The sequence below is a fragment of the Sinorhizobium sp. FG01 genome (assembly GCF_002531875.1).
Taxonomy (GTDB): domain Bacteria; phylum Pseudomonadota; class Alphaproteobacteria; order Rhizobiales; family Rhizobiaceae; genus Sinorhizobium; species Sinorhizobium fredii_C.
The window spans coordinates 117,014-127,897 of record NZ_NWTB01000016.1; the positions used below are offsets into that span (position 1 = coordinate 117,014).

General features: G+C 59.4%; 11 protein-coding genes and 1 pseudogene. 6 read left to right on the forward strand and 6 right to left on the reverse strand.

Translation table 11 applies throughout. From position 1 onward, the window contains the following. Positions 1 to 408: 408 nt before the first annotated feature. Entirely contained in the window at positions 409 to 1,947 is a 1,539-nt protein-coding gene (locus tag CO656_RS23965) for an FAD-dependent oxidoreductase (protein WP_097527380.1), read from the reverse strand. A 182-nt stretch (positions 1,948 to 2,129) separates the two neighbouring features. Next, the gene (fsa, locus tag CO656_RS23970; RefSeq protein WP_097527381.1) at positions 2,130 to 2,786 is read right to left on the reverse strand and encodes a fructose-6-phosphate aldolase; all 657 of its coding nucleotides are present in this window, start codon (positions 2,784 to 2,786) and stop codon (positions 2,130 to 2,132) included. Positions 2,787 to 2,919: 133 nt separating this feature from the next. Here fsa and CO656_RS23975 point away from each other — a divergent pair. Together CO656_RS23975 and CO656_RS23980 are read left to right on the forward strand one after the other, a co-directional pair. Then, positions 2,920 to 3,291, forward strand: a pseudogene (locus CO656_RS23975) (DUF488 family protein). Positions 3,292 to 3,522: 231 nt separating this feature from the next. Next, the gene (locus CO656_RS23980) at positions 3,523 to 4,374 is read left to right on the forward strand and encodes a LysR family transcriptional regulator (RefSeq protein ID WP_097527382.1); all 852 of its coding nucleotides are present in this window, start codon (positions 3,523 to 3,525) and stop codon (positions 4,372 to 4,374) included. Here the strand turns inward: CO656_RS23980 and CO656_RS23985 are convergent. The 3 genes from CO656_RS23985 to CO656_RS23995 all read right to left on the reverse strand — a co-directional run bounded on the left by CO656_RS23985 (position 4,371) and on the right by CO656_RS23995 (position 6,213). Then, positions 4,371 to 5,168, reverse strand: a complete 798-nt coding sequence (locus CO656_RS23985) for an ATP-binding protein (RefSeq protein WP_097527395.1) — start codon at positions 5,166 to 5,168, stop codon at positions 4,371 to 4,373. The genes CO656_RS23980 and CO656_RS23985 overlap by 4 nt on opposite strands. 107 nt (positions 5,169 to 5,275) lie before the next feature. Further along, on the reverse strand, positions 5,276 to 5,803 hold the full coding sequence (locus CO656_RS23990) for a plastocyanin/azurin family copper-binding protein (RefSeq protein ID WP_234819578.1): 528 nt from the start codon (positions 5,801 to 5,803) through the stop codon (positions 5,276 to 5,278). Beyond that, positions 5,800 to 6,213 (reverse strand): DUF5602 domain-containing protein, encoded by a 414-nt coding sequence (locus CO656_RS23995; RefSeq protein WP_097527383.1) that lies wholly within the window; start codon positions 6,211 to 6,213, stop codon positions 5,800 to 5,802. Before CO656_RS23995 ends, CO656_RS23990 begins: the two co-directional genes overlap by 4 nt. Positions 6,214 to 6,677: 464 nt before the next feature. Here CO656_RS23995 and CO656_RS24000 point away from each other — a divergent pair, with 464 nt between their 5' ends. From CO656_RS24000 to CO656_RS24015, 4 genes are all read left to right on the forward strand, one after another. After that, the gene (locus CO656_RS24000) at positions 6,678 to 7,184 is read left to right on the forward strand and encodes a PTS sugar transporter subunit IIA (protein ID WP_037427299.1); all 507 of its coding nucleotides are present in this window, start codon (positions 6,678 to 6,680) and stop codon (positions 7,182 to 7,184) included. Between the two features lie 20 nt (positions 7,185 to 7,204). Continuing rightward, complete coding sequence (rnk, locus tag CO656_RS24005; RefSeq protein ID WP_037427301.1) at positions 7,205 to 7,657, forward strand: nucleoside diphosphate kinase regulator; 453 nt, start codon at positions 7,205 to 7,207, stop codon at positions 7,655 to 7,657. Between the two features lie 147 nt (positions 7,658 to 7,804). Further along, positions 7,805 to 8,104 carry a hypothetical protein gene (locus CO656_RS24010; protein WP_097527384.1) on the forward strand — a complete coding sequence of 100 codons (300 nt, stop codon included), beginning with the start codon at positions 7,805 to 7,807 and terminating at the stop codon, positions 8,102 to 8,104. A 392-nt stretch (positions 8,105 to 8,496) separates the two neighbouring features. Next, positions 8,497 to 9,015: a tyrosine-type recombinase/integrase gene (locus CO656_RS24015; RefSeq protein ID WP_097527385.1), complete on the forward strand. Its 519-nt coding sequence runs from the start codon at positions 8,497 to 8,499 to the stop codon at positions 9,013 to 9,015. A gap of 490 nt (positions 9,016 to 9,505) precedes the next feature. Here CO656_RS24015 and CO656_RS30965 read toward each other — a convergent pair. After that, the coding region (locus CO656_RS30965; RefSeq protein WP_234819579.1) for an Ig-like domain-containing protein at positions 9,506 to 10,884 on the reverse strand (1,379 nt) is incomplete at its 5' end.

Sequence of the window (10,884 nt, forward strand, 5' to 3'; positions counted from 1 at the left end):
TCAGGCCAGGATACTTCCCTACAACTCGCTTAACTCGCGCCATCACCAGTCCTCTCGGGTCCGCTCAAAGGCGAGCCCCGCGGTTCCTCTTTTCGCGATCCTCGTTCTGCGAGCCTCTTGAATTCGCTCCGCCTGTCGTTTGGTGAAAGGCCCCATCGGCTGGGTCTTCTGGTCGCCGCAGCGGACCTGGCAATACCACCTGATGCCATCGTGCGAGAAGATGTCGACTGACGTAGAGGTCTCATGCGGCTCTTGCCTCGCGATCTCCTCGATGAAAATGATCGACCTCGAATAGTGCTTGGCGGGCGTGGTCCTGTGCAAGCCAGGAGCCGGATTGCGGTCGGGCGACGTTGACATGGTTGACCTCCTTTCTTCACTGCGGCGGTGCGAGCCGTTGGCGCCTGCCCGTCACCAGACGACCATTTCATGCTCCATTGCCACCTCGAACATCAGATTTTCGATGTCCCGGGATATCGAAGCGGCAGCCAGTACGCGTCCGTCGCGCTTGAAGCGCAGCAGACAATCCCTGCCGGAGATGTCGCCTTCGACCATGATCTCTTCCCATCGCTCCGCATGGCCGACATAATTGATCCTGACGTCGTAGTGCTGGCTCCAAAAGAACGGCACGGCTGCATACTTCTCGCTCCGGCCGAGCATATTCAGCGCCGCGGTCTGCCCTTGCCTCTCTGCCACCACCCAATGTTCGACGCGAATGTTCTCGCCGCTATGGGGATCGGGCCAGCGCGCGATGTCACCGGCCGCGAAGATCCCCGGTTCGCTTGTTTCCAGTAAACTGTTCACGACGACGCCGCGGTCGGTAGCCAACCCTGCCGTTTCGGCGAGCTCCGTCCGTGGCCGCACGCCGATGCCGGCGACCACGAGGTCCGCGGCCAGCGTGTCGCCGCCGCGAAGCTTCACCTCGCTGCCATTGATGCTGCTTGCCATCTCCTCGAGGTGGAAAACGGCTCCATTCTTCTCGTGAAGGGTCCGGATGAAGTCGCCCATCTGTGAACCCAGGACCCGCCCCATCGGGTGTTTGTCCGGTGCGACGACATGGACGTCGACGCCGCGAGCGCGCAGGGCCGCGGCGACTTCGAGGCCAATAAAACTCGCTCCAAGCACGACGGCGCGGCGGGCCGTCGTCGCCTGTTCGATTATGGCCCGGCAGTCAGCGAGAGAGCGCAGCGTGTGAACGTGGGGCCGGTCGGCGCCTGGAATGGTCAGGCGAACCGGCTCTGCACCGGTCGCCAGCAGCAATTTGTCATAAGGGACGCAGTCTCCGTCCGCGAGGATGACCTCGCGCGTCCGCGGCTCGATCCGAACCGCTCGCGTCCCGAGACGGAGATCGATCTGGTTCTTGGAATAGTAGCTCTCCCCCCGTAGCGGGACCCAGTTCTCCGGGGCCTTGCCGGCAAGGTAGTCCTTTGAAAGGTTCGGCCGGTCGACAGGCGCCGCCTCGTCGTCGCTGAGCATGACAATGCTGCCACGATATTGCTCTCGCCGAAGCATTTCCGCAGCAGCAAAGCCGGCTGCGCCGCCGCCGAGGATGACGATCTTCTCCGGCTTTGCCTCGACGGGGAGCTCGCTCGTTGCCGCTTCCGCACGCTTGCGCTTGCCAACGACGAAGAGATTGCCGTCGCGCTGTTCTACCCACCAGCATGCCAGCGGCCTGAAAGCGGGTGCGCGCAGGGCCTCCCCGGTTCTCAAGCTGAAACATGCGTGATGCCATGGGCAGCGGACGGTGTCACCCGCCACCAGTCCTTCGGCGAGCGGACCGTTGTAGTGCGTACAATGCGCGTCGACGGCAAAAATTTCAGCCCCGCGGCGCACAAGCAGCACCTGCGCATCGCCGCAATGGCCGACCAGATTGCTGCCGTCAGGAAGATCGGCAAGTCTGATGCCCCGTGCCAGATCAGGCCCAGTCATGCTTCTGTGCTCAGCAGCCATCTGTTTCTCCTTGGCTATCGAGATGGCGCCCGCTGCGGGGGCTGAAAGCGACTCTGCGGGTCGCGGCCTTTCATCTCGCCAGCCAGTTTGTTGCTGCTGCGTCTGTTAAGCAAACGAATTTAATCGCCCGTTGCGTGCAGTATTTCTGCTAGATTGCTCATGACAAACGGCCAACACGACATCTAAAGAATGGCTTGCCCGCTCCTCCCCCAGTCGGCGAGGAAGGACGCCAGTCCTCTCTCGGTAAGCGGGTGATTGCTCAGACTCCTGAGCACTCCCGGTGGTACCGTTGCAATATCGGCACCGGCCATTGCAGCCTGCGTGACATGCAGCGGTGTACGAATTGAGGACGCCAGAATTTCCGTATTGAAGGACTCGTCGTTGTTGTACATCGCCCGGATCTCCCGGACGACTTCCATGCCATCGAGGCCGATGTCGTCCAGCCGGCCGACGAAAGGCGAGATGTAGGCCGCACCGGCTTTCGCCGCGAGCAAGGCCTGGTTAGCTGAAAAGCAGAGCGTGACATTGACCTTCAGCCCGCGTTCGCTGAGTGCCCGGCAAGCCCTGAAGCCATCCCAGGTCGAGGGCACCTTGATGGCCACATTGGGAGCAATGCTGGCCAACCGCTCCCCCTCGGCGACCATGCCGCCGAACTCGGTCGCGGTGACCTCCGCTGAGACCGGGCCCTCAATCGCCTCGCAGATCTCCTTGATAACCTCCCGGATCGGCCGGCCGGCCTTTGCAATCAACGACGGGTTCGTGGTCACCCCGTCGACGACTCCTGCGGCGGCGAGCTCGCGGATTTCGCCAATATCGGCTGTATCGACAAAAAACTTCATCGTTTTTCTCCTGGCGTAGTCGCGTGAAGCGGCGGCGAGCGTTCTTCGGGTCGGCCGCCCGAGTGATTTCGTCATCGCAGGCATGATCACATCGCCCTATGTTTTTAACTGTGGGTCGCAGGGAACGATGTGGATGAGCGGCAAAATCTCCGAGAAGGATGTCAAACTGAAACGCGCCTATGAGAGTCCGACGGACAGTGACGGCAAGCGTATCTTGGTTGACCGGCTGTGGCCGCGCGGAATCAGGAAGACCGATGCGGCAATTGATTATTGGGCGAAGGAGCTGGCGCCAAGCACTGAGCTGCGGAAATGGTTCGCTCACGATCCCTCCCTTTGAGAGGAGTTCCGCCGGCGATATGCCGCTGAGATCGAGGCGCATCGCGAGGAACTTGATCGATTGCACGACCTGGCACTTATAGATCCGATCACGCTTGTCTATGCGGCGCGTGACGAGACGCACAACGATGCCGTCGTTCTCAGGGAGCTCTTGCTGGCACATCGATAAAATGCCCCATCTAGGTGTCGGGAACGACGACGGTCGACGTAGGACCGCGTCGCTGCGCATGACGAGTGGGCCAACCGCGCCGCGCCGAACAAGGAGGGCACCCGCCTTTGGCCCGTTTCCACGCAGCATGCAGCGCTAGCACTGCTGGATTCCAGCGAAGCTTACGGCTCGACTAGTATTTAGCAAACGAATTTGATTGACATTTAAGCGCAACTTTTATGCTATACTGTGATGGACATTGAGCTCGCCCGTACTTTCTTGGAAATAGTTTCAACGGGAAGTTTTATTCGAGCTGCCGAGCGCTTGAATGTTGCTCAGACGACGGTCAGCGCGCGGATTCGTCACCTCGAACAACTGCTTGGCCGGCCGCTGTTTATTCGGAACAAGGGCGGCGCATCTCTAACGCCGGCGGGCGAGCAGTTCCTGCGCCACGCGCCAACCTTCGTCCAGTTATGGCAGCGCACTCGTCAACAGGTCAAAGTGCCGACAGGGCGCCGAGCGGTGCTGACGGTCGGCAGCGAAGTCACTCTTGCGCAACCCCTGCTGCTGAGCTGGGTTCGATGGATTCGCCAGTTTCTCCCCGATATCGCGCTTCGCGTCCATGTCGACGTGCCCCAGGATCTGATCAATCAGGTCGCCTCGGGAATGGTCGACGTGGCGATCATGTATGCTCCCCAGCATCGACCCGGCCTTAGAATCGACCTGCTAATGGAAGAAAAGCTCGTGCTCGTCACATCCGATCCGGAAGCGAAGCGCCTTGAGGAGACGAGTTACGTCTACATGGATTGGGGGCCGGATTTCGGGCGGCAACACGACATGAATTTCCCGGATGTCGCACCGGACCTCTCTTTCGATCTCGGTCCGCTGGCTCTCGGCTATGTCCTTGCGAGCGGCGGCTCAGGCTATTTCAGAATGAGCGCGGTGGAGCCGCATTTAGCTGCCCGTGAGCTCTACCTCGTACCCGACATGCCGCAATACTCCTATCCGGTTTACTCGGTGAGGTCGGCAAATGCCGATGAGAGTGTCGTGGGACCTGCCCTTGCGGGCTTGCGAGCGATCTCCGAAGGCAACATCGAGGCCTAAGTGGCCGCCTCGGGCAATGGAAACAGCAGATCGACTGTGGTTCCGGTGCCTCGTTCACTGGCAATGCTCAGATGGCCGCCGACCATCTGCATGAAAGTGCGCACCTGCGCTAACCCCATTCCGGTGCCGTTCTCGCCCTTGGTCGTGAAGAACGGGTCCAGCACCTTTTGCAGAACTTCCTGTGGCATGCCGCAGCCGTGGTCCTTAACGCGAAGCCGGGCGTAGGAACCCGGCGCCGGCCCGCCTTGCGCACAATTCGTCGCGACGAGCCGCTCCGTTGCGATCCAAATCTCACCGCCGCCTGGCATTGCATCACGAGCGTTAAGGACAAGATTGAGAACGGCGGCGTCAAACAACGCCTGATCGATCAGACAGCTTGGAATGTCGGAACCCAATGCGAGCCTGACGCGGATGCTAGGTCCCGCGCCATACCGGAGGAATGGCCCGGAAGAGCTGACGAGCTCATTCAGGTCGCGCACTTGCAGGTCGGGTTCTCTATCGTCTGCAAAAGCGAGCAACTGCGATATCAGTTCGACGCCCCGATCGACGCCTTCCCGCGCCGCCGCGATAAAGGCGCGTACGCTCTCCGGCTGGTCGGCTTTTCTTTCGGCGAGCCTCAGGCCCGATTCGACGATTGCCAGGATGTTCCTGAGGTCATGGGCGATACCGCCGGTCATCTCCCCCAAAGAGGCAAGCCGGCGGATTGCGCTTTCTTTTTGTTTGGCAGTCTGTGTGCCGCCGCTGGCCTCCGCCTGCGATTGCAGCAGGTCTGCCCGAAATGCCATTTCTGTCATGACGCCCCTCATGGTTTCCGATGCCGTTCGGACACTACTGTCCCCGCACCATCTCCTTCATCTGTCCGCTCGTCGGCTGGACACCGCCGAGACGCGCGGCCCACCAACTAAACTCGGCGGACTGTCCGCTTTGCCATTATTTCTTCGACCATTGGAAACGCCTTGAGGGCCTCATCAGGTAGGCCGCGGCTTGCAGCGACCGCCTCCATCCAGCCGCCATGCGCTTCCGGTTCGCCGACTATGATGCGGCCGACCATTCCAGCCTGCTCGTGGGGAACGCAATAATAGTCATAAACCCCTTGCTCGGTGAAGGTTACCGAAAAGCTCTCGGTGGGCAGGAGATAGTCTGAATCCCAGGATTTTGCCGATTCAGGAATGCGCAGCGGCCTCCCGAAGTTTGCCGGATGATAGGCGGTCGTCGTATGCGAATTGCCGGGGTTGAAGTTGGTCCAGCGGACCATCTGACCCGGCTTGATCAGTACACCGATCGGGTCGAACCAGACATGCGAGCCATCGGCGCCCCCGTGCATCCTGATCTCCACGACCTCTTCGGCCCACACGTCCCGCTGGGACAGGGAAAGGACGGCGGCGAGCCCGCCCCATAGACCCAGCACGTCACGCCGCGCGACCCTCATTTGGCGACGCTCGCTTCGCCGGCCGCTGCAACATGCCACAGCACCACATGGACATGCGGCTCTTCCACGCCTGGATGGCCGGCATTGTAGTAAACGTCGACATGGTCGACGCCGCCGCCAGGCGCGGCAAGATTATCGAATGACTTGTCCGGATTAAGATCCTTGGTCGGCAGCATGTAGATGGTGCTGACAAGCTTTCCGTCACGATCATATGCGAGGAACGGTCCGGCTGGCAGAGTCGCCGGATCGACGAAGAGCTGGCCCATGCCGGGGAGGAAGTCGGGCAACTTCACCAGCTTGCTGACCTGCTGATAAGGAGCGGCCGGCGGCGCCTTTGCGACTTCATCCGCCGCCATGGCACCAAGCGCGCTGGTCAGTGCCAGAACTGGTACGAGGAAACGTTTTTTCATCGGGGGGGATCCTTTTTCAAAGCCGAGGTCGCGGAAATTCCGGCGGCCAATGGCTGTTCGTACGACCTGTCGCGTGCAGCCATTCAAGAACCAGGCGGGAATATTAGTCCAATGAAATAAACTGGCATTTCAGTGCAGTATTTCTGCATTCTTCCAAGTTTTCGGCTTCGCCGCCTCTGGTTGCTGAAAGTGTACTGAACGGGAGATATCCAAGAGTTCAACTCGGTCAACGTTTCTGGCCGAGCGCTTGATTTCAAAAATTCCGTCCCCATGTTTAAGTTATTATGAATATTTCCGTGACCCACAGAGAGCCACAACGCCTCAAAGCAGGCCTCTAGCCCGGACGCGAGCTCTACCGGCTTCGCGTCCGGGTCAGCCACATCCTCGATTCAATCGCAAAGTGCAGCAGACGGCGTGCCAAACGCACTCCGTTTGCGCTCGCGCGTACCGGCTTAGAGGCAACCATGTTGACGTTCAGAAACCTATCAGAAGAAGATATTACTCTTGACCTTGCGACAAAGGGAAAGCACTCGGCGCTGTCCAGGATCGCTGTCAAACTTGCGCGAAAAGCCGGGCTTGATGATCGGGCGGTTCTTCGGGGCATCTGGAGGCGGGAGCGGCTTGGCTCAACCGCCATCGGTCGTGGCATCGCCGTCCCGCACGCGTTGCTGCGCTCGATCTCGTCTCCCGTAGCGTCGTTTACGCGACTGGCTCCCCCGATCGATTTCAAGAGCCCCGACCTCGATCCCGTCGATCTCGTCTTTGCCCTGCTTTGGCCGCGCTCGGAGGTTCGCACCTTCTTGCCCGCGCTGTCCCAACTGTTTCGGTTCGTGCGGGCGCCGCTGATCCGGGATGGCCTCCGGCTGGCCCGGTCGCCCGATGAGGTGATGGCGATCCTGCAGAGCGAGGCATGGTCGATCAACGACATCCCATCGCGGGCCAGTGCGGTTCAAAGGGTGGCGGTAAGGTAAACCATAGGAGGACACGAAAAATGAAGAAGCACAGCCAAACCCCACGAAAGCCTTCGATCGTGATTGGCGAGACGGATCACCAGCGATTGAACAAACTCGCGCTCGCCGCGGCCGATCGCCTTCCCGAAATTTCCGATGGTCTCCTCCTCGAACTCGAACGCGCAGGGGTGGTTCCGGACGGCTCGGTGCCTTGGAATGTCGTGCGAATGGGATCGACGTTGGAGTATGAGACGGATACCGGAGATAGGCGAACCGTGACGCTTGTGTTCCCGAAAGACGCCGACATTTCCGAAGGAAAGATATCGGTCCTGACCCCGATCGGAACTGCCCTTCTCGGCTTGTCCGCCGGTCAGACGATGAGATGGACCGCACGGGATAACAGGCAGCACAAATTGACGGTGTTAGCGGTTACCGAAAAGCGGGCAGCAGGCAAGGCTTCCATTCCTCCGACACGCCCAAGCCTTCTTGCCTAACGCAGAAAACAATGGCTGACGTTCGCAGTCTCTGCCGATCGGTCCGAGCGTGGCCGGCAAGGTCGGCGCTGCCGTGCTTGCTGGCCAAACGGCCCAGTCGATCGCTCCCATGCTAGGCAGTCCAATTTGTAGAAAGGAAAATGGAACATGATTACTGGCTCCCAATGTCGTGCGGCACGTGCACTTACGGAACTCTCGCGCCAGCGCCTCGCGACATCTTCCGGTGTTGGGGTCGAAACCGTACTGCGTTTTGAGCGGAAGCTCGACAAACCGAATGATGATGAAGTGCTCGCCTTGCAGTCAGCTCTGGAAAGAGCTGGCGCCCTCTTCATCCCTGATAATGGCAGCGGCATTGGTGTGCGGCTGAAATTCTCAAAATCTGTAGCTCGACGTATCGACATACTTGAGAATGAAGGCGGTATAGTTTCCCCTGACCGGGTGCCTTAAGTGCAACCCAGTCAGCGGCGATTTGCGTGCCGGTTTCTCGAGCAACATTAGCACCCGCGCCTGAAAAGACTCTTGAGCGACCGCTCATCCCTCTGCAGTCAACGGTTCCCAGAACTTCAAGAGGCAGAATCTTTGACCTTTGCGGTCGCCCAATGATCCTCACAGATCCGAATGGATCAGGTTACCTGAACGGCCGCATTGCCCCGCATCGCGTCCCTTCGTAATGGTCACTGCGTGCGACTGCTCTCCATCTGTGGACGCTCCGTAAGACGCAAGCGGTTTTTGGCCGGTTAGCACGTTGTCGGATGCTGCCATCTGTCCGGCCTCTTGGTGCAGCGCTGAGGCTGCGGGCCCGTATTGAAAAACAATCAAGCTTTACGACCCGCCTTCAGATGTTGGGTCCCGTGCGCGACCTGGCGCTGTTCAATCTCGCGATCGACAGCAAATTGCGCGCTTGTGATCTCGTCGCGATCTCAGTTGCTGATGTCGCGATTTCCGGACGGGTTCGTGACCGGGCGATTATCATTCAGAAGAAAACCGGCCGACCCGTGCAATTCGAACTGACCGATCAAACGCGGGGGGCCGTCGCTGCAAGGATCGGAACTCGCAGGCTCGTTGAACGGGATGACCTGTTTCCGAGCCGCGTGCACTTATTGCCGCATCTGTCGACGCGGCAATATAGCAGGGTCGTTGAAAAGTGGGTGTCGAGCATCGGGCTCGATCCCAAGCGCTACGGCACACACTCGATGAGACAAACGAAGGCGGCCCACATCTACAAGAAGACCGGCAACCTTCGCGCCGTCCAACTCTTGCTCGGCCACAAGAAGCTGGAGAGCACCGTACAATACCTCGGAATCGAAGTCGACGACGCCCTTGCCATTTCTGAGCAGGTCGAGTTGTTTATTCAATAGTGGCGTTTCGAACAGAGGCGCCGCTATTTCGCTATGCCGAAGGCAATATTCGACCCTTTGCTGCCCTTCCGGTCCGGCACGATGAACCCCAAGTTTTGAGCCAGAGCGGACGCTTGGGCACTAGCATGTTCACTTCCTCCACCTTCTCGCGAAACTTGCCGGCCTATGTACTAAGTCGCCATCAGCGAATTGGCAGCCCGTATTTTTGCCACTTGGTTCTCCTCGGTGTCCAGATCGTAAGGAAGTCAGTGAACTGCTCGCCACCAAGCCAACCTGCTCCCACCCATAACCGAGTGTCCAAAAAAATATCCGGCGCTTGACAGATAGAGGACGTGCCCGAACGTTTTGGCGCTCATACGAGCAACAGGTAGACCGTCATAGTATTGGCACCCTGAAGCCGAGAGAGGCCAGGCGGCACGCCAGAGTTCGGGCAACACCGCCTGGAGCGACGAATGGTCGGATGCGCCATGGATCGTCGCTTTCCCCGCCTTTAGACGAACAAAAAGTCGCCAGCATTAAAAGCGGTGAGATTGCCCAAAGTAGTTACAGTGTCGAGGTCCGCGATCAGCACTGCGCCGCCGGCCACAGCTGGATTAGGATCGTAGTAAACCGCAGCGTGGCCGAGATCCGTATTGTGGAATACGAAGAATGCACCCGTCGCGATGTTACCGTAGCCGTTGATCGTGCTCTGCACTGTCGCGTTGGTGACGCTGGCATCCGTTTTTACGGCTACCTCTGTGCTGGCAACATTGATCGCTGCGTCGTTCCCGGTCTTGAAAATGAAGGCCATATCGTTGTTACCGGCAGAGAACTCGTTGGCCGCAATCCCGACTTCGAAGCCCAATTTATCAACAGACGTCGAGTTCGCGCCGGGATTGAAGTCGGTGACGTGGTTTGTTGTGCCTGCGAAGTTCCGGAAGACAAACGTGTCGCTGCCGGCTCCCCCCGTGAGAATGTTGTTGCCGGCGCCACCATCGAGGACGTCATCGCCGCTACTGCCGACAAATACGTCGTGTCCTTGCGTACCGGTGAGCGTCAGGTTGGCAGTGAGTTCATCACCCTGATCCTTTCCGTCAATGTATGAATAGTTGTAGTTCAGGGAGGCCAAGTCGATATCGTTCCCCCCGCTGTTGGAGGGCGTGGACGGTGTCCGGATTGTGAATTGTGCAGTCGACGTGTGTCCCTGTCCATCGTCTACCGTGTACGACAGAGTGGCTGCTTGGTTGACATTGCCCGTGCTCACGTTGAACCCGGTGATAGCCCCGCCCGCAGTCACCGGCGCGATCGTCCAACCGCTCGGCAGCGAGCCGATAATACTCGACGCAGAAATCGAAAGGGCGTCTCCGTCGGTGTCCGCGTCATTGTTGAGCAACCAGGCGGCTGATAAGAAAACGGGCGTTCCTGTTGATATGACGATCGCATCATCGGATGCCGCCGGAGCCACATTGGCCGGCGGATTGACCGTGATCGCCACCGTATCCGTATCGCTTGCCAAGCCGTCCGACGTGACCACCGTCAACGTGTCGGCGCCGCTGTAATTGGTATTGCTGAGATAACACAACGTAGCCAAAGCGGCATTGACCTGGGCCAGGGTCCCGCTGATCGTCACCGTGTTCGTGCCGTTGTTGTTCAAGGTGAAGCCGCCTCCCGTTCCGACCGTCAGTTTGCCGCTGGAAACGGAGAGCGTCGTGGTCACATTGGCGGTGTCTACATCGGCGACAGCGACACCGGTAATTGCGGTCGCGATGTTGGAGCCGACTGTCTGGGAGCCTGGTATCGTGTTGACCGGGGCGTCGTTGCGGCCCTCGATGGTGATGGTGGCGGTCTGGGCGACCGCGCCGCCATGGCCGTCGATGACGTCGTAGCTGT